Source organism: Microcoleus sp. Pol10D4 (genome assembly GCF_036701555.1).
Taxonomy (GTDB): Bacteria; Cyanobacteriota; Cyanobacteriia; order Cyanobacteriales; family Microcoleaceae; genus Microcoleus.
Genome location: NZ_JAUBRA010000048.1, coordinates 1 through 17,154, shown reverse-complemented (window position 1 = coordinate 17,154; position 17,154 = coordinate 1). Strand labels below are relative to the sequence as shown.

General features: G+C 43.1%; 20 protein-coding genes and 1 pseudogene. 14 read left to right on the top strand and 7 right to left on the bottom strand.

What is annotated here, in order from left to right:
* The first annotated feature begins 143 nt into the window (after positions 1–143).
* The 3 genes from tyrS to QUA36_RS21485 are packed head-to-tail and all read left to right on the top strand — an operon-like array spanning position 144 to position 2,748.
* On the top strand, positions 144–1,376 hold the full coding sequence (gene tyrS, locus QUA36_RS21495) for a tyrosine--tRNA ligase (RefSeq protein WP_333459064.1): 1,233 nt from the start codon (positions 144–146) through the stop codon (positions 1,374–1,376).
* Positions 1,377–1,418: 42 nt separating this feature from the next.
* Positions 1,419–2,129 carry an orotidine-5'-phosphate decarboxylase gene (gene pyrF / locus QUA36_RS21490; protein WP_333459038.1) on the top strand — a complete coding sequence of 237 codons (711 nt, stop codon included), beginning with the start codon at positions 1,419–1,421 and terminating at the stop codon, positions 2,127–2,129.
* A gap of 37 nt (positions 2,130–2,166) precedes the next feature.
* Entirely contained in the window at positions 2,167–2,748 is a 582-nt protein-coding gene (locus QUA36_RS21485; protein ID WP_333459037.1) for a hypothetical protein, read from the top strand.
* Positions 2,749–2,778: 30 nt separating this feature from the next.
* On the opposite strand, the gene QUA36_RS21480 is transcribed toward QUA36_RS21485, so the two are convergent.
* The 3 genes from QUA36_RS21480 to QUA36_RS21470 form a co-directional block, all read right to left on the bottom strand.
* Entirely contained in the window at positions 2,779–3,696 is a 918-nt protein-coding gene (locus QUA36_RS21480) for a Bpu10I family restriction endonuclease (RefSeq protein ID WP_333164911.1), read from the bottom strand.
* Positions 3,689–4,957 (bottom strand): DNA methyltransferase, encoded by a 1,269-nt coding sequence (locus tag QUA36_RS21475; protein ID WP_333459036.1) that lies wholly within the window; start codon positions 4,955–4,957, stop codon positions 3,689–3,691. Before QUA36_RS21475 ends, QUA36_RS21480 begins: the two co-directional genes overlap by 8 nt.
* 231 nt (positions 4,958–5,188) lie before the next feature.
* On the bottom strand, positions 5,189–5,866 hold the full coding sequence (locus QUA36_RS21470; RefSeq protein WP_333164907.1) for a uracil-DNA glycosylase: 678 nt from the start codon (positions 5,864–5,866) through the stop codon (positions 5,189–5,191).
* Between the two features lie 168 nt (positions 5,867–6,034).
* Between QUA36_RS21470 and QUA36_RS21465 the strand changes: the two genes are divergently transcribed.
* Both QUA36_RS21465 and QUA36_RS21460 read left to right on the top strand, forming a co-directional pair.
* Entirely contained in the window at positions 6,035–6,706 is a 672-nt protein-coding gene (locus QUA36_RS21465) for a phosphoribosyltransferase family protein (RefSeq protein WP_333459035.1), read from the top strand.
* 42 nt (positions 6,707–6,748) lie between these two features.
* On the top strand, positions 6,749–7,039 hold the full coding sequence (locus tag QUA36_RS21460; RefSeq protein WP_333164903.1) for a hypothetical protein: 291 nt from the start codon (positions 6,749–6,751) through the stop codon (positions 7,037–7,039).
* Between the two features lie 172 nt (positions 7,040–7,211).
* Here QUA36_RS21460 and QUA36_RS21455 read toward each other — a convergent pair whose 3' ends face one another.
* Positions 7,212–7,595, bottom strand: a complete 384-nt coding sequence (locus QUA36_RS21455) for a VOC family protein (RefSeq protein WP_333164900.1) — start codon at positions 7,593–7,595, stop codon at positions 7,212–7,214.
* Between the two features lie 60 nt (positions 7,596–7,655).
* On the bottom strand, positions 7,656–8,276 hold the full coding sequence (locus QUA36_RS21450) for a histidine phosphatase family protein (protein ID WP_333459034.1): 621 nt from the start codon (positions 8,274–8,276) through the stop codon (positions 7,656–7,658).
* A gap of 55 nt (positions 8,277–8,331) precedes the next feature.
* Between QUA36_RS21450 and QUA36_RS21445 the strand changes: the two genes are divergently transcribed.
* Positions 8,332–8,799 (top strand): hypothetical protein, encoded by a 468-nt coding sequence (locus QUA36_RS21445; protein WP_333459033.1) that lies wholly within the window; start codon positions 8,332–8,334, stop codon positions 8,797–8,799.
* Between the two features lie 146 nt (positions 8,800–8,945).
* On the opposite strand, the gene QUA36_RS21440 is transcribed toward QUA36_RS21445, so the two are convergent.
* A complete protein-coding gene (locus tag QUA36_RS21440; protein ID WP_333459032.1) occupies positions 8,946–9,272 on the bottom strand; it encodes a hypothetical protein in 327 nt (108 codons plus the stop codon).
* 154 nt (positions 9,273–9,426) lie between these two features.
* Between QUA36_RS21440 and QUA36_RS21435 the strand changes: the two genes are divergently transcribed.
* The 7 genes from QUA36_RS21435 to QUA36_RS21405 all read left to right on the top strand — a co-directional run bounded on the left by QUA36_RS21435 (position 9,427) and on the right by QUA36_RS21405 (position 14,315).
* Positions 9,427–9,705 carry a hypothetical protein gene (locus QUA36_RS21435; protein ID WP_333459031.1) on the top strand — a complete coding sequence of 93 codons (279 nt, stop codon included), beginning with the start codon at positions 9,427–9,429 and terminating at the stop codon, positions 9,703–9,705.
* Between the two features lie 39 nt (positions 9,706–9,744).
* The gene (locus tag QUA36_RS21430) at positions 9,745–10,026 is read left to right on the top strand and encodes a hypothetical protein (protein WP_333221912.1); all 282 of its coding nucleotides are present in this window, start codon (positions 9,745–9,747) and stop codon (positions 10,024–10,026) included.
* A 218-nt stretch (positions 10,027–10,244) separates the two neighbouring features.
* Positions 10,245–11,072: a PHP domain-containing protein gene (locus QUA36_RS21425; protein ID WP_333459030.1), complete on the top strand. Its 828-nt coding sequence runs from the start codon at positions 10,245–10,247 to the stop codon at positions 11,070–11,072.
* Positions 11,073–11,401: 329 nt separating this feature from the next.
* Complete coding sequence (locus QUA36_RS21420; RefSeq protein ID WP_333164882.1) at positions 11,402–11,611, top strand: CsbD family protein; 210 nt, start codon at positions 11,402–11,404, stop codon at positions 11,609–11,611.
* Positions 11,612–11,905: 294 nt separating this feature from the next.
* Entirely contained in the window at positions 11,906–12,874 is a 969-nt protein-coding gene (locus QUA36_RS21415; protein WP_333455324.1) for a hypothetical protein, read from the top strand.
* Entirely contained in the window at positions 12,874–13,737 is an 864-nt protein-coding gene (locus QUA36_RS21410; protein WP_333459029.1) for a DUF1822 family protein, read from the top strand. The genes QUA36_RS21415 and QUA36_RS21410 overlap by 1 nt, the downstream gene beginning before the upstream one ends.
* Before the next feature lie 173 nt (positions 13,738–13,910).
* Positions 13,911–14,315, top strand: a complete 405-nt coding sequence (locus QUA36_RS21405) for a hypothetical protein (protein WP_333459028.1) — start codon at positions 13,911–13,913, stop codon at positions 14,313–14,315.
* 11 nt (positions 14,316–14,326) lie between these two features.
* Here QUA36_RS21405 and QUA36_RS21400 read toward each other — a convergent pair whose 3' ends face one another.
* Complete coding sequence (locus tag QUA36_RS21400; RefSeq protein WP_333459027.1) at positions 14,327–15,544, bottom strand: ISAs1 family transposase; 1,218 nt, start codon at positions 15,542–15,544, stop codon at positions 14,327–14,329.
* An 87-nt stretch (positions 15,545–15,631) separates the two neighbouring features.
* Between QUA36_RS21400 and QUA36_RS21395 the strand changes: the two are divergent.
* Positions 15,632–17,154, top strand: a pseudogene (locus QUA36_RS21395) (hypothetical protein); the annotation flags it as partial.

Here is a 17,154-nt window from a genome sequence, read left to right as displayed (position 1 = left end):
GACTGTTGTCGGGGGCTGGTATCCGTTTTTGGGCGGGGTCAGCTAATGAAAGCCGGTCAGCTTTCGGATTATAGTAGCGTGATAGTTATGTTTTTATGCGTCAACCAGTGAGTGTAACTAATTCTGCTGCACTTTGGCAAAATATGATGGACGATCGCTCCCCGATGATAACTCCTAACCTTTCAGCGCTTTACCGCGGCGTCAGCGAGATTTTTCCAGATCGACCTGATTCTAGCAACCCTGACGAAAATTTAGCCCAACTCCTGGCAAAAGTCGATCGACCCTTGCGCGTCAAACTGGGAATTGACCCGACAGGGAGTGACATTCACTTGGGACACAGCATTTGCGTCCGCAAGCTGCGGGCTTTTCAGGATGCCGGTCACACAGCCGTACTGCTGATCGGAGATTTTACCGCCAGAATTGGCGATCCGACAGGGAAGTCGGAGATGCGTAGCCAGTTGACGGCCGAACAGGTGGCGGAAAATGCCAAGACTTATTTAGACCAAGTGCGTCCGATTCTAGATTTTGACACGCCCGGGCGTTTGGAAATTCGCTATAACTCCGAGTGGTTGTCAAAATTGGACTTGGCGAAGATTTTGGAACTGCTGAAGACGATGACGGTGCAGCAGATGCTCGCTAAAGAGGGATTTGATAACAGGATGCAGCAGGAGAATGCGATTTATCTGCATGAGTTTCTGTATCCAGTAATGCAGGGTTACGATTCGGTGGCTTTGGAAGCGGATGTGGAGTTGGGGGGAACTGACCAAAAATTTAATATTGCGGTGGGAAGAGATTTGCAGCGGCATTTTGGGATGAAACCGCAGTTTGGTTTGCTGATGCCGATTTTAATCGGGACTGACGGCGTACAGAAGATGTCGAAATCCTTGGGCAATTATGTGGGTTTGTCGGAAGACCCGCTGACGATGTATTCTAAGTTGGAGAAAATTGCTGATAGTTCGATCGCCCAATATTTTGAACTATTGACAGATTTGCCCCTTGATGAATTGCCAGAAAATCCGCGAGAAAAACAGAAACTTTTGGCTTTGGATGTGGTGCGCCAGTATCGGGGGAAGGAAGCGGCGGAACGCGCACAACAAGATGCAATGGCGCTGGTTAAAGGTGCTGCAGGACAAGCTGATGCTGTGGCGGAGTTTTCTTTGGCAAGTGTGCAGTTTCCGGCTAAGTTGTTTTATATTCTGAGTGCTAGCGGGCTTTGTAAAAGCAGCGGTGATGCCAGGAAGTTGATGCAGGGCGGCGGGGTGAAGTTGGAGGGCGATCGGGTTTCTGATGTTAACCTTACTTTTGAATCACCTGCTGATTTATGCGGTAAGGTTTTGCAGGTTGGGAAGAATAAGTTTGTGCGATTGGTGTCTTGAATCTATTTTTTGACCGCAGATGAATACTGAAGATGAACGCTGATGAACGCTGATAATCGAATTATTGTTGCTTTGGATGTTTCGAGTCAAGAAGAGGCGATCGCACTTCTGGACAAACTGCCGCAAGTATCTTTCTGGAAAGTCGGTTTGGAACTGTTTGTGAGTTCCGGGCCGGGGATTTTGGAAATTTTAAAACAGCGGGAAAAGCGGATTTTTCTCGATTTGAAGTTTCACGATATCCCGAATACTGTGGCTGGTGCTTGTCGGGCTGCTGCTAAGTATAATGTGGATTTATTGACTATCCATTCTACTTGTGGTAAAGATGGTTTGAAAGCGGCACAGTTGGCTTTGACTGAAGGGGCGGCGGCTGTCGATCAACCGACTCCTAAGTTGATTGCAATTACTCTATTGACGAGTTTGAATTCGCGACAGTTGGCTTTTGACTTGAAAATACCTTTGGAGTTGCCAGAATATGCTTTGCACATGGCATTGTTGGCTAAGGAAACGGGTTTAGCTGGTGCGGTTTGTTCTCCGCAAGAGGTGGAACAGTTAAGAATGAGTTGCGGGGATGATTTTCTGTTAGTTTGTCCCGGTGTGCGTCCGAAATGGGCTGATGGAGGCGATCAAAAGCGATCGATGACTCCGAAGGCGGCTTTGAAAGCTGGTGCGGATTATCTGGTGATTGGGCGGCCAATTACTGCTTCGGACGATCCGGTGGCGGCTTTTGCGCGTATTTGTGAAGAGATTGAATAACAATATGAATGTTGTTTTTTACCGCCGATGAACGCCGATGAACGCCAATAGAATTTTATCTGCGTTCATCTGTGTTTATCTGCTGATATCTGCGGTTGCAACCCCGACTTTGGCAGTTAATTTTGTGACAAATCATGCTAACAGTATAAATGCCAGTCGGTATGGTTTGTTAGCGCGATCGCGCTGTCCCGCTGATTTAGAAACTTTGGTCGATCGCCTGTTGCAAGATTTGCCGAGTTATGCTAATCGTGTAATTGTGCGATCGCACTTTTCTCCTAACACTAATACACCGCCCGGTTACGCGCTGCCTCAAATAATTTTAGCCGGTCGCCCGGAGTTTGAACCGCTACCTTTAAATTTTGAAGATGCACTTCCTGAAAATGCTAGTCAAGTTTTCATTACTACTTTGGAACGGCAGTATCGCGGGGGAAAACCAGTCGAAATTGAGCAATATCATTGGTTATTTTTCACTAAAACGGAGAACGGCTGGGAATTAGTAAAAATCGTTTCTCGGTTTGGTACTGCGGCGGATATTCGTCCTTTATTAGGTCAAGATAGTGAAAGCGAAATTGCTGAGGCTATTCGTTTGTGGTTGCGCGATTGTCGTGCAAAGCCATAAATTTCGCTGGTTCCGATAATTTTTTTCCACTTAAAAATAGCCTCTTGAAAGCACGTCATCTTCGTCTAGTTCATCTTTACCAATCATCCCTTCAATCTCCCTTAAAAATCTCATAAAAACTTCCGGTGCAAAGGGGTTGGTATCAAGATGGTTGACAAAATAATCTTTATTTTTCTTTCTTCCCTCTACCGTACTAAAAGCACTTCTTATATTAGACGATAAGCGTTTTGCTTTTCTCAAAATTAGTATCTCATCAATAGCTGTGAGTGATGAGCTAATCGGCGACATATCAAGCCACTCACATAGCAAGAAATACTTGGCTCCTGGTACACTCAATTTTACATCCAGGGCAGTTGCTGCGCCCTCTTGAAACATGGTTTTATCAAGATTTGTTTTACACTCAGCCGCAACATAAGCAATATTTGCCTCGCGGGAGGTAGTCTCCTTAAAATCTTGGGTATGAGAGGCTTTGAGAAATATTTTTCTACTAATCGCAAAATCTTGATCCTTGGCTCGAATACTCATCCCACCGCCTTTTGGACTGAGTTTTAAACTTGACTCAAATCGTAGTGATGAAAAACACTGTGTTGGGCCAAAGGATAATTCTTTGTCTTTTAATGAATCTGCAAAGACGGTTGTAACTAAGATAGGTATAAATTCTTCAATAATTGAGTTGTCAAGTTTTAATTGCCCTTTTTGACGGTACAAAAAATCATTGTCACTGTCAAAAATTAGTTCAACGTCAATGTATCGCTTATAGGAGGTTAGATGGGATACCATCTCTGGAACAACTTTCAGATCATCCCCCCTAATGTTTTTAAGCGTTTCCAACCATTTTTTGTAGTATTCGATTGCTTGATTAACACGCCGTTTATCTGTAGGAGGTAATTTCACGTTATCAAGTAAGGCTGCTAGTTTGTCCCCATGTGGTTGAGCTAAATTAAACATAATTTTCTTCTTTTGGGTTGAGTATTTCAAGGGTTTTCCGTGAACGCTGCAGATCGAAATAAGGTGAGGGCTGTACTGTGGCAGCCTTATCGATAGCATCCTTGATTTCATCTTTTACTTGTTCATTCGCTACGGAATAAGCAGATATTAAAGCTTCTATAGAAAGAGTTCTGGCTTGATGTATGGCAAAATAATACTGTAAGTCTTCTCTTTTTGTAAAGTGTAGTATATCTTCTTTGATAATTTTTCCATAACGATTTACAAAACTTCTTTCTTGACGGATATTTAAGCTAATCCCCAATACTTGACGAGCAACTTCTGCAACTAACTCCCCGTTAAAAAAAGGCGTTCCTCTAATATTTGATTCTTTACCTACTACAAATATTATTCTACTATTAGGACGGCATATTCTTAACAATTCTTGCAAAGAATATGCGATGTCTAAGCAATATTGAATGACAGTTAGAAATCTATTACTTCTATGCTTGCGATTAGAACCAAACTCTGATTTTGCCACCTCTAAAATTTTCCAATTTAGTGCTTCAGTAGAACCACGATACTGCTGATGATAGTTAAATACATTGATATAAGGGGGGGACGTAATCACAAGATTGACGCTGGAGTTTGGTAAGGGAACGTTTCTTGCATCGGCATTGTAGGCATTTATCGGCTTTTTACTATAGGGTAGTTTAAGGACAAAAGTAGCGATATTTTCCGCAATTGTAAAAACTCTTGTTTTGGTAATTTTTTTGTTTTCTAAGTCTAGCAATACCACTAATGCTTCATGTAGAATATTAAGGAACTTTTCTTCATCATCAACGGCTAAGTCTACAATTTTCTCTATTAAATCATTGGGTGTAAATTCTCTTTGTATTGTTTGGAATAGTGGCATTCTATCCCATATCTCTGTTTTTAGTTGAGTGAGAAAATAATTGATACATTTTTCACGCTTTGTTGGTGAAAGAGTGATGAATTTATAAGTTTTAGCTAGGATTAAAGCTGCTGGATTGATTTCTGTTCCGCAGGCTTCCAGTCCGAATCTTCCTGCCTCATATAAAACTGTTCCACTACCTAAAAATGGATCAAAAATCACACTATTTTTATTGGCATATTTATCAATCAAAGTTTCGACGAACTGGGGTGAAAATTGCCCTTTCCAAGGAAGTGGATTAGTACGTTGTTTATCTTCAATGTCTAATAGTTCTTGAGGAATTTCTTGTCTATTGATAGGAGTTTCACTAAAAATACTAAAGACAACCATAATTCGGATTTTTACTACGGGGCGTGAATTTATGAATGGAAAGCGGGAACTTGTTTTGTAGATGGCAGGTAAAAATCAGAGATTGTTGGTGAAACCAGCCCCCTACCAATGGCAAATGAAAATTAATTATAATTTTTTGGTGGGTCGGGGCTGGTTTTAAGATTGTGGGTAAAAATCAGAGATTGTTGGTGAAACCAGCCCCGACAAATCAACAAAAATTGATTAGAATTGCTATTTTAATTCATCCAATTTAGCTTTTATGGCCTGCATATCTTGCCACATAAACCATTTCGGAGTCTCCGGTTCACGGGAGGGATTTCGCAACAAGTATGATGGGTGAAAGATTGGCATACACAAACGATTTTCCCATTCAATCCATTGACCTCTAATTTTACTAATGGGCCGCTTGTCGCTTAGCAAAGCTTTGAGGGCTGTTGCACCGGTTAATAAAATAATTTTGGGGTCTAAGATGCGAATTTGTTCGAGCAAGTAAGGTTTGCAAGCTTCGATTTCTTTTGCTGTTGGAGGGCGGTTGTTGGGAGGGCGACATTTGATGACGTTGGCAATGAATACGTCGGTTTCTGCACTCAATCCCACGGATTCTAAAATCTTATCTAACAGTTTGCCCGATCGCCCGACGAAGGGCAATCCGGTTTCGTCTTCGTTTTGTCCGGGCGCTTCTCCCACAATCAAAATTGAGGCTTGAGGATTGCCGCGCCCGATGACGGCGTGAGTGCGGCTGTTGCCCAATTCGCAGCGGTAGCAGCGGTTGCAGTGCTCGCCGATTTGTTCCATATTTTGATAAGTGCCGGGAGGGATGGGAATTTTGGCATTTGCTGGTATTGAATCTGTTTGGAAAGTGGCACTTTGATTGTTATCAAAAAGGCTCAGTTGCAAGTCGCTGGACATAAATTTTACAATTAGGGAGATTTTTTTGAGTCTAGAGTTTATAGTTTAGATCGGGTTTGGTGATTTGAGATTGGCTAGATGCTTGTATGCGATGCTGTCGATCGCCCAATCTCCAATTAAGACTGGCACAATCTCCAATTGTTTGGTTGAGCTCGTACAGGCAAAAATATGTTCTCTAACCCGTTTTTTGACGATCGCGCCGATGCAGGCGAAAAACTGGCCGAGGCAGTTGTGGACGAGTTCGGCAAGTTGAGTTTAATGACACAGCAGGCGGTGCAACCGATTGTTTACGCCTTGCCGCGCGGGGGTTTGCCAGTTGCGGTGCCGATTGCGCGCCGCTTGGGGTGTCCTTTGGATGTGGTTGTTGCGAAGAAAATTACTCGCCCAGATAATTTAGAATTGGCGATCGGCGCTGCAACTGCTGACGGTCACGTCCTCTGGGAAAAGCAAAAGCAGCACAATTTACGCTTGCAAAAATTAGCACTGCCCCTGGCTCAAAATAATGCTCAATCTCTGCTGGCCGATTTGTCTCCTGGACGCCCAAATATCAGCGCGGCTGGGGCTTTGGCGATTTTGGTAGATGACGGCATTGCTACGGGGATGACGATGGCTGTGGCGGCTAAGGCTTTGGAGTCGCAGCAACCGCTGGCTTTGTGGATTTGCGCGCCTGTCGCCCCGGCAGATTTGATGGGATTTTTGGCCAAAATGGCCGATAAGTTGATCGTTTTGGAGACTCCTCACCCTTTTTACAGTGTCAGTCGCTTTTATGGGCAATTTCCGCAGGTTGAGACGGCGGAGGCTTTAAGGTGTTTGCAGCAACAAACAGAATGGCGATCGTAGGTTAAGCTAGAAGGCTAAATCTAAAAGCTCGATCGCTAACACATGAGACCTTGGCAATATTGGTTGGACACTTTGATTCTGTCTACTCAGCACAATCCGCCTCGCTTTGTTGAGTTGGTGATGTTGACTTTGGCGATGATGTTGCTGGGGCTGTGGAGTGTAACATTGCAGTGGCAGTATTTAACGTTGTCTTTGAGTTATATAATTGGTTCGTCTTTTTCAATTTTGGTGCGGGAATCCATCGGCCCACGGCCTCAATTTCAGCTAACTCATCTGACAGCGTTGCTGTTATTAATCATCAGTTTTTATAGTTTTGCTGAACTGATTAGGTAGTTAAGGCCGTTTTGAGTTGTAGAGGCGGGTTTGACAATGTGATTGCGAAGGTGGTGAAGCAATTGCATAACTTATATAGCAATCCTCAGCGGGTTGTGAACTCGATGTTTTTTTGAACTAACCGCGAAGAGGCGAAGGAAGAGAAGATCGAGAGTTCATCAATAATTAGCCATCATCCTATATTCTCATTAGATTGATGTAAAATTATGCGGTTCCCGGCAGGATCAAAGGCATAGATTTCTAGACCGTGAGAAGCTTTGATAATTTCTCCACTGGGCGGATAACCTAAAGCCCAAATTCGGGCGATCGCAGTTTCGATATCGCTGACTTCCAGACACAAACTCATGCCTGTTTTTGCTCGATTTGCAAATTCCGATTTGTGGGAATCTTTGGGTTTGAATATGCCGAGTCTTAAGCCTGGGAGTTGAAACTCAGCATAAGTATTGGGAATATAAGGGTTTGGTTCTATGTCGAGAAATTTTGTGTAAAATTTAACGAGAACTTCTTTATCAAGGTCGGCTAAAGTCACTAGGGCGGCGCTGTATTGGAAACTCATATAAATTGGTAATGGGGAATTTGTAAGGGAAAATTGATAATATTATAACTTTCTATCTATTTAAAATCCTCCAATTCGTCCGACTATTTGAATTTTACCCTGTCTATCGCTTTTGAGAATCACAGCTTCTCCGCTTTGCGGTACAATGTCAGTAATCGCGGTAATATTTACTTGATGCGTTACCATAATAATCGCGCCTTGTGTGTTGCGGTTGTCAACAATTAATTTGCGAATAGTCGCTGTTTGTCTGGCTTCTTTGCTGCTGTCCCTAAAGAACGAGCTCAGCGCTGGAAACGGTTCGACTTTGCCTAAATTTATCAATTTGGCTGTTTCCAAACACCTACACCACTGACTCGATAAAACTCTGGCAACTTTGATGTTGCGGTTGCGAAATTCTGCTCCAATTTGCTTGGCTTGGGTTCTTCCTTGTGCTGATAAATTCCGCTGGGTGGAACAGTCACCCAACTTAAAGTTAGCAGGATCTCCCGTGCCTGGGGCGATCGCGTGTCGCATTGCTACCACCAACCCTGTCTCACCCCGCTGCAACAATTGCCACCCTGCTTGAGTTTGCGCGTTGGTTGCTGCGTCAGAACTTGCAGTTGCAATCATTAAGCCGATCGACAATACTAAAGCTAGCGATCCAAAAAACCATTTCCAGTTAAGGTAAATCCGCGCAGCCATTGTTGCAGAAGTTAGGAATTAACTTATCATATTATAATACAACAAATATTGCTCTATGGAACTCACCAATTTTATTGCTCTGTCTGTCATTATTGCCCTCGTGCTGGGGATTGGGTTTGGAACAATGACTTGGGCTTACTTCGGCAAGGGCAGCATTTCTGTACTCTTTAAAGAACCAATTTTAACTTACCCAGAATTTCCCGATACCGACAGCGGCAGTAAAGCTTCCGTTTATTTTCAACAAGGAATTGAGGCTTATCAGTCAGGAAAGTACCGCAAAGCAAAAGATAAATTTACCAGCGCTGTAGAACAAGTTTCAACTTTGGCAGAAGCTTACCACAATCGCGGCTTAGCTTTTGCAAATTTGCGATCGGATGACGAGGCTGTTGCAGATTTGATCCGTGCCAGCGAATTATACCAACAGCAGGAGGCTGGATTTGCGATCGACACAATTAAACAAAATCTGGCCGCATTGAAGCAGCGCAAATTAGAACGAGAAAAACAAAAAGCAGTAGCGAGATAAAATATTATTTTCTGCCCGTGGAACTAAACCCAAACCTAGAGCTTTGGTCTTAAAAACCCGGTTTCTTTAAGGCCTTAAAGAAACCGGGTTAGTTTACAGAATTCATATTAAAGTTGAACATCAAGATTTAACGTTGTCCCGAATAGCTAAACTTTTCGGGCATTTTCTATTTGGTCAATTTTAGAAATCAGCATTTCTCGGCTAGATGCCACAACTCGATAATTAGTAATTGGATCGTAAGCTTCCCACTCTTGAGTCACTTCGCTGTCTTGCCAAAAAAACCATTCCCGGTAAATTTCGCCGTCATCAATGTCGCCGCACAAGGGAAGCCAATCATCTCCTCCCAAGCTCTCAAAATCTCCTCCTACTAAGTCAATCCAAGCTGCAAGGATACAAGAGTCAATAGCATTATTATTAACAATGACTGCGTTAGAGTCAATAGAAGTTTCGGGAAAACAAAGTGTGGATTTCATAAGCTGTACCTGAATGTTATGTTATTAATTTATAAAAAAATCCTCTACGGCAGTGACAGCAGAATGCCGCTATCTCAACCTCCACAGTTCCCACCTCGAAAAACCTTGACACCCAAAGCGCTCAAATGCCGCTGCTGTATGACTTGAGAGTGCTTTGGGTCAAGTCGCTACAGAGGCTAAATTGAGCCACTTTGCCAACTGGCATAGAAGAAAGCCCGATCGACCAAATATTGCTGGGGAAGGAGCTCGCGCATTAAGGAGCGAAGACAGCGCGACTGCCAATTGTATACTTGGTAAGTTGGCGAGTTTCAGTACATTTTTTGTGATAAAATTAGTAGCAAGCGAACTTTCATACCGACATCCCGGTTTTGTCAAAAGCTTTCCAATAAGCTTTGCAACAGTGGTGCGATCGCCAGTTTTGATTTATTGTTAATTTTGCGAAGGCCCGATCGACTGTTAGGGAAAAAAAATTATGCAAGCAACCAACCAAGAAAGAATTATCGATCTGATAATCCACTATACCAACGGCAAACAGCAACACTTCCAGTTCATTGCGCCAGAGGGAACAGTAGGAGAGCAAGCAACTTTAGGCACTCGCCTGCACAAAATGTTGACGGCAGACCCGATAATTCTCGAATTGGCAGATAAACTGGTAGTTATCCCAGTTCACAACATACAAAGTATTGAAATATCGCCCATTCCTTCCAAATTGCCAGAGGGTGTCCTTCATCCAATGCGAGAAATCAAGATATAGCTAAGGTGTTCTGCATCTAAATTCAATTGAAAAGGCGGGCAAGATGCCCACCCCACGCAAGCTTTTAATAAACAGAAATGTCCCAATTAAAGGCGCGACTACTTATTACAGCTAACAGATTGAAACTACCCAAAAACTTGTCGATCGCAGGGACGATATATGTCGCGTGAGTGAGGGGAATAATTGCAGATTTCGCAGACTTTAACTTACCAGAAAAAATGCTAGAGCTCCACTGTCACACTACTTATTCCGACGGCACTCTCACCCCTGCCGAACTCGTAGCCGCCGCCGCTTCATCGGGGGTTCGCGCCTTGGCCGTCACGGATCACGATACGATGTCGGGTTGGGATGAAGCCTTCGCTGCCGCTGCTTTGCACGGTATAGAAATCGTACCTGGACTCGAACTCAGTACAGTTCACAACGGCCGATCGCTGCACATTTTAGGTTTTTATCCCGATGCAAATAAGTTGCGCGTTCCTTTGAACGATCGCCTGGAAGGAAGGTTTCGCCGATCGCAGGAAATGGTCGAAAAATTAGCAGCAATGGGATACGCGATCGAACTGCCAAAAACATCCCCAGGAATGGCACCGGGAAGGCCTCACATTGCCTCTGCACTTGTAAAAGCCGGTCACGCCAAATCATCGCGGGAAGCATTCGATCGCTGGCTGGGAGATGACGGCCCGGCTTATGTGCATTACGAGAACTTCTCGATCGTCGAAGGCATTGATTTATTGCGAAGTTGCGGTGCAGTACCAGTTTGGGCTCACCCTTATTTGTTTCGCGGCGGCGCTGTTGAGGAAGTCTTAAAAGAATTAGTAGATGCTGGTTTAATGGGAGTTGAAGTATACCATCCCAGCCACAGTTCTAGCCAAATCCAAAAATTGAAAGATTTGTGTCTTCATTATGGTTTGCTGGCAACTGGTGGCAGCGATTATCACGGCCCCGATCCGGAAAGGAAAGCAGCAGATAGCACCCAATTGAATATGCTGCATTTGCCGTTAGAATTGCTCGAACCGATTAAAGTTGCTGCGGCGAGTTTGAAATAGTTTTTTAGGACGAATTTTGCACCATTCTCAATTAGGCTTTTATGAACAGGCAAGATGCCTGTTCCACAAGAAAATTTATATTTTGTGGAACGAGCATCTTGCCCGTTCTGGAGAATGGTGCAACATCTCAGTTATGACGAATTTTGCCGACGTATTCAGTGGTAAAAAAAAAAGGAATCCTTCGCTTTTCGAGGGAGGAATTTGCACTAAGTAAGTCATCAGAAGAAGACCGAGGTCAAGCAGAATATAAATTAATATGAAGTTAAAGGCAATTGCAGGCGAGTTGATTTTACAATGTTACTAAAGCAACTTGCCAAACGGAGCTTATTATGAGTACAGAAGACAGAGCTAAGGCGATCGGCAAAAATTTAGAAGGCAAAGCTCAGGAAATTTTCGGTAATATTACGGGCAACAGAAAAGACCAGGTTGAAGGCAAAGCCAAACAAGCGGAAGCCTCCGCCCGCCACGCAGCAGAAGATGCAAAAAATGCGGTGAAAAATCTGGCAGATAAAGCCAAAAAGTCGATCGACAAATTGTAGAAACTGCGTTATACCAAATCCTGGCTAATAGAATTCGCTTCATATCAAATCCTTTGGTATCAATAGGGTTTGATATGATTTATTTTTGGAATGTGCATAAACTGGGTGACTCCTGCGACATCTCTTCAAAAGCGCAGTGGAGAAGTCCCTACGATTGTTAATTTTACACCGGATTAATTTCGTAGTAAGGACTTCAGTCCTTATCGCATTGCCTTTACGAAAAATTTTTGCTCAATTCTGCATAAAGCCGCCAAAACCTGCGATATCAGAGTATCAACACGCAAAAACTGGACTATGACGAGACATGATACCCCCGTCGAACCCTTAGCAGGTTTAGTTCCTGTAGCGGCAAGTTTCAGCTTGTTGCTTCCACCCACGGGTTGGGAACTCAAACCGATTTCGTTGACTTTGTTACTGTTGGCACGTTACAGCGCTATTTTCCCTGGGAAAATCGAATTATCTCGATGTCATCCGAACGTGCCTGTGAACACCGACGAACAGTTACGCCAACTTCTACAACTCTTGAAAGACTCGCAAGAGGGGAGTAAGGAAAAAGAAAGACTCAAAAATCAATTGTGCCAACTCATTCCCGATTTGCCCGGAATTCGCAAGCATCCTTATCCTAATATTGATTTAGAGGAAATGATGCAGGAAGCTTATTGCGGTTTTATCAAAACGCTTTCGGTATTTTTGCGGGCAATTGACCTCGACAATCTCGCTGCTGATGTGTTGCGAACCCGAGTAGTTCAGCGGTTCAATAAAACTCTCAAGAACAAAGTCTATGACCAATATCGCCGGATGCAGCAACAGATTTTTACTGTTAGTTTTGATGCTCCGATTACGAGCAACCCAGGTGAAAAAATTGAGGCTCAAGAACCGATAGACGATACCACTAGAAATGGGATTGAGCAACTCATCGAGAGAGAACAATCTCAAAATAAGCAGGGCATCGGCCGCAAACTATGGCAGTGTATTGAAGACGATCCGACGGGAGAACTGCGAAACAGTTATCCCAATGAAAAAATAGATAAGACTCAGCCAAACACTCCCGAAAATCGTCGCCCTCGACCGGATGCCAATTGTCACATACTGGCAGTGCGATTGCTGCTGAAAGACCCTCCTGATAAATTATCGGTAATTGCCAGAGAGTTAAATATTGACTATCAAACTCTCAACTCTCACTGGAAAAGAACAGGTTTTGAACTCGTCAAAGAGATTGGCAATAGAATTGCTAAAGAATGTGGATATCAACCGGAGGAATAATGGTGAATAGCATGGATACTTATTTGTTACAAATTCCTCTGGAGCAAACTGCCCGCAATTTAGCTCTGCAATTTGCTTCAGAGCAAGCTAATCCGCAAAAAGGCAAGCAGGTTTATTTCAATACCCTGGCGGTTTGGGCAGTTAACTATTTTTTGGAATGGATGGAAATGGAAACCGATATTGATGGCGGTGATAGTTGGAATCCAGCACTGCGGGCGGTTTTGGATGTCGGCGATTTGGTTTTGCCGGGGATTGGCAAGATAGAATGCTGTCCGGTTCAGCTTGGAGAATCGGCGATTTCTCTGCCGGAAGTGCGAGGAAACCGCATTGCATATATCGTCGTTCAATTTGCGGAACCTTTCGATAAGGTGAAACTTTTGGGCTTTATTCCGGCTGTGGAAATTCATGATGAAATTCAAGAGATTTCTCTAACTAATCTCAAACCCCTTGAGGAATTGTGGGATTATTTGGATCGAATTGAGTTGGCGATTCCGCTGTTGCAAGGTGAAATTGAAGAGTTGCTATCTGATTTGGGAGAAGATGACCCCGTACAAGCACAAGTTCGGGAGAATTTGCAAAACAAATCTATTTCTGAAATTGTGGCAATTTTGAATAAAGTTTTGCACAGTAGTGAGAAATCTGACTGGGGATATGAAGGGGGGAAGGCTTTAGCGGGAAGTGGTTCTAGCGGTGGAGGTTTGGGAAAGAGAGATATATCTTTCTCTCGTGATAAATCTTCACCTGTTGAGAAAGCTTCAGATATTGAGGAGGATGTGAAAGCGGAACTGAATCTGATTGCTGAAGATTTGTTGGAGAAGTTAGCTGAGATTTGGGGAGATAGTGATGATTTTGCCTTGTCATAAATCGGCAATCTCCCAGAAATATGGATAAATTTCCATGACTTGTAGATACTGTCTTGACCTGTCAAGGGGTATCTACAACATTCCCAAGACAAATATCTAGAATTTTTCAGGAATCTGCATAATTCTACCCCAAATTCCCGATCGATATATATACAGAATAAAGGGAAACTCCAATGGACGAACAACGCCTCGCCGCCTATCTCCAACTGATTCAAGCCGTGCTTGAGTGCCCTAGCGGTACAGTAAATGATATTCTCAACGCCAATCGAGACTTAGTTGATGCCAATTTTGTGCAAGTCATGGAAGCGGAAGCGGAGAAGATGGCGGCAGAGGGTAACTCCAATGTAAGTTGGTTGCAAAGTCTTGCTGCATATTTGGCAAATTATATCAGCAGTACAGCAACTTCTGATGAGTATTTATCTTTTTTTTGGGAGGTATTACAAGCAACGATGGAAAGTGGTGGAAATCCTCAAGTTGTCTATTCTATTTTAGGACAAAACTTCGACAAATTGGATTTAAATCTTGCTCAAGTATTACAAGCTTGGGCAACATCCAAATTCACAGAAGTTACAGGGTAAGAGCATCTCAATCATGCTTGACAAAAGCACTTGAGAATTTGCATCATATAGTCATTATTCATCGCAGCCCGTTTTCTTTTTTGTCGCAAGCTACGTTTGAGAGTTGTTTCTTGATTGACAGCATTAAGTGCCATCCGTCTTACTAGAGCAAAATTCTGAGGGCTGTTTAACGAACGAATACGACATTTATCTTCATTAAAAGTAACATCTAAACTCCAAGGCATTTGGTTCTCAATGCTCCAATGTTGACGAATAACACGACCATTAATCGGTGCATCTACTGGTAACGAACTTAAGTAAAAATGCACTTCACGAGTGGTTTTATTCCAAAGATGACGGATTCTTTCCACCATCACAATAGTCCGAAGACCTGCCCATTGTTCTTGCTTATAAAGTCCTCCTAAAGATGCAACTGATACCGCCTTTGCTTTTCTGGTTTCGATGCGATGATGTTCCTTTTCGGTTCGGGAATCATAGCTCACTTCAATTCCCATGAATTCCTGAGTTCTTGCGATATTAAACCAGTCTTTTACTTGATTATAAAGAGTAGGATGATTGCTTTTTAAAGCCAGGACATAATCCGCTTTTTTCTGACGAATAAGTCGCACAATTTCGGTTTGAGTTCCCATCGCATCAATGGTGATAATCGCTCCCGTAATGTCGATTAATTCTAGCAAGGCAGGGATAGCTGTGATTTCATTAGAATGGTCTTCCACTTTGACTTGTCCGAGTACCAAACGCTGTTCACTCGCCCAAGCTGTCACTAAATGTAGGTTTTTTAAACCTTTTTCTCTGTCATAAGAGCCTCGTAAACTTTTTCCATCTATCGGGATAATTTCTGATGAAACTGAACCCATAATTTTTTGAAGCCATTGGGATAACTTCTCTTCTAATATTTTAGGGTCTAACTTTTCAAAGACTCGACGAAATGTGTCATCGCTCGGAATTCCATTGGGTAATTCTAAAAATTCCTCTAACCATTCTTGCTTACTAAGTCCGTAATTTTCTATGTCTTCCCATCCATCGGCTCCGGCGATTACAGCTAATATGGTGATGATGAGAATGTCTTTAAGTAAGTGTTGTTTGGTTCTGTCTACTCTGGGATCTTGTATGTTATCAAAATAAGTTGATAAGCTCGCTTGTAAATGTTCGACGGATATTGGTTGAGTCCGATTATTCTGCTTCTTTGATTTTTGGGTTGGCGAAACAGGAGCAAATCCTTTTTTCATTGACTTTTCCTCACCAGTCCTGACGAATGATTAAGAAACATTATATAACCACTAATCACTAATGCCAAATCGTATATATTGCCCTTTTTGTCAAGTACAATTTATACCAAATTAGATGAGCTTACCCTGACAGAAGTTACCTCAGAACAAGCTGCATACATCGCTGCAGTTATTGCTCAATTTGGTAATTTAATTCAGCAGTTTCCCCTGGGGCGGCGGGCATGGAATTTAGAAATTTGTATTGCTTGTTATACCGCAGCCTTAGAAGTCCGTACCCGCAAAGATTATCCCGAAGATTGGGCTATGACTCAAAACAATTTGGCGGCCGCCTATAGTGACAGAATAGAGGGTGTGAGGGCGGTGAATATTGAACTTGCGATCGCCTGTTATACCGCTGCCTTAGAAGTCTATAAGTGCGAGAATTATCCCGAAGATTGGGCAATGACTCAAAACAATTTGGGAAATGCCTATAGTAAGAGAATAGCAGGAGTCAGGGCGGGGAATATTGAACTTGCGATCGCCCGTTATACCGCAGCCTTAAAAGTCCGTACCCGCGAGAATTATCCCGAATATTGGGCAATGACTCAAAACAATTTGGGGGAAGCCTATCGTAACAGAATAGCAGGAGTCATGGCCGAGAATATTGAAGAGGCAATTTCTTGTTTCCGCTTAGCATTACAAATTCGCACTCCTACTACTTTCCCTTTAGACTGCTTGCAATCTGGTAGAAACCTCGGCAATACCGCTTTCACTGCTGGCTTCTGGGATATCGCCCTGGAAGGATTCGAGCAAGCAATCCAAGCAGTAGAAAAAAGCAGAAGTTGGGCAACTTCAGACGATATCCGCCAACAGATTATAGCAGAATCTATAGAAGTTTACGAAAAGGCTATTCAAGCTGCTGTCAACAACAATCAACTGGAAAAAGCCATCGAATATTGTGACAGAACCCGTGCTCAGCGTTTAGTCGATTTAATGCACAGCAATGATTTGTATGCTAGCGGGGAAATCCCGCCGGAAGTGCAAAAATATTTGCAGGAATTTGAAGCGAAGCAGCGGGAAATTGACGCAGAAGTCGAACAACTCCGCAATCCATCTGAGGGGAATAAGGGATTAGCTGGTGTGGGGAGTCAGTCGCGGAGTCGGGCGGATACTTCTGCTTACACGGAGAAGATTCAAGAATTGGAAGCCCAGAAACAGCGAATCTGGGAAAACATCCGCAGTTTAGATCCAGTTTTAGCTGGACAAGTTCAAGTCTATCCGATGCAGTTTGCGGCGATGCAGCAATTGATTGACAATTCGCAGACGGCGATTCTCTGTTTTTATACCACGACAGATGACACTCATGTTTTTGTGATTTACAAGGATAAAGCGCCGCAAATTCACACTTGTCAGGGAGAGGGTTTGGGAATTTTTCAGAAGTGGATTTTTGAGAGTTGGTTGTCGCCTTATTTGCTGGATCGGAAAATTTGGCAACAGGGGATAGGTGAGTTTTTGTCTCAGTTGTCGCAGCGGTTGAAAGTTGATGAGTTGATTGGTATAGTCATTTCAAATAAGTATGAGACACTAGACTGCACAATAAGCACGAATAATTTCATCAAGAGATGTGCCAG

What these genes read in the sequence shown, in the direction of transcription:
- tyrS (WP_333459064.1), top strand. Translation starts at nt 144, where the DNA reads ATGATGGACGATCGCTCCCCGATGATAACTCCTAACCTTTCAGCGCTT.
- pyrF (WP_333459038.1), top strand. Translation starts at nt 1,419, where the DNA reads ATGAACGCTGATAATCGAATTATTGTTGCTTTGGATGTTTCGAGTCAA.
- QUA36_RS21485 (WP_333459037.1), top strand. Translation starts at nt 2,167, where the DNA reads ATGAACGCCAATAGAATTTTATCTGCGTTCATCTGTGTTTATCTGCTG.
- QUA36_RS21480 (WP_333164911.1), bottom strand. Translation starts at nt 3,696, where the DNA reads ATGTTTAATTTAGCTCAACCACATGGGGACAAACTAGCAGCCTTACTT.
- QUA36_RS21475 (WP_333459036.1), bottom strand. Translation starts at nt 4,957, where the DNA reads ATGGTTGTCTTTAGTATTTTTAGTGAAACTCCTATCAATAGACAAGAA.
- QUA36_RS21470 (WP_333164907.1), bottom strand. Translation starts at nt 5,866, where the DNA reads ATGTCCAGCGACTTGCAACTGAGCCTTTTTGATAACAATCAAAGTGCC.
- QUA36_RS21465 (WP_333459035.1), top strand. Translation starts at nt 6,035, where the DNA reads ATGTTCTCTAACCCGTTTTTTGACGATCGCGCCGATGCAGGCGAAAAA.
- QUA36_RS21460 (WP_333164903.1), top strand. Translation starts at nt 6,749, where the DNA reads ATGAGACCTTGGCAATATTGGTTGGACACTTTGATTCTGTCTACTCAG.
- QUA36_RS21455 (WP_333164900.1), bottom strand. Translation starts at nt 7,595, where the DNA reads ATGAGTTTCCAATACAGCGCCGCCCTAGTGACTTTAGCCGACCTTGAT.
- QUA36_RS21450 (WP_333459034.1), bottom strand. Translation starts at nt 8,276, where the DNA reads ATGGCTGCGCGGATTTACCTTAACTGGAAATGGTTTTTTGGATCGCTA.
- QUA36_RS21445 (WP_333459033.1), top strand. Translation starts at nt 8,332, where the DNA reads ATGGAACTCACCAATTTTATTGCTCTGTCTGTCATTATTGCCCTCGTG.
- QUA36_RS21440 (WP_333459032.1), bottom strand. Translation starts at nt 9,272, where the DNA reads ATGAAATCCACACTTTGTTTTCCCGAAACTTCTATTGACTCTAACGCA.
- QUA36_RS21430 (WP_333221912.1), top strand. Translation starts at nt 9,745, where the DNA reads ATGCAAGCAACCAACCAAGAAAGAATTATCGATCTGATAATCCACTAT.
- QUA36_RS21425 (WP_333459030.1), top strand. Translation starts at nt 10,245, where the DNA reads ATGCTAGAGCTCCACTGTCACACTACTTATTCCGACGGCACTCTCACC.
- QUA36_RS21420 (WP_333164882.1), top strand. Translation starts at nt 11,402, where the DNA reads ATGAGTACAGAAGACAGAGCTAAGGCGATCGGCAAAAATTTAGAAGGC.
- QUA36_RS21415 (WP_333455324.1), top strand. Translation starts at nt 11,906, where the DNA reads ATGACGAGACATGATACCCCCGTCGAACCCTTAGCAGGTTTAGTTCCT.
- QUA36_RS21410 (WP_333459029.1), top strand. Translation starts at nt 12,874, where the DNA reads ATGGTGAATAGCATGGATACTTATTTGTTACAAATTCCTCTGGAGCAA.
- QUA36_RS21405 (WP_333459028.1), top strand. Translation starts at nt 13,911, where the DNA reads ATGGACGAACAACGCCTCGCCGCCTATCTCCAACTGATTCAAGCCGTG.
- QUA36_RS21400 (WP_333459027.1), bottom strand. Translation starts at nt 15,544, where the DNA reads ATGAAAAAAGGATTTGCTCCTGTTTCGCCAACCCAAAAATCAAAGAAG.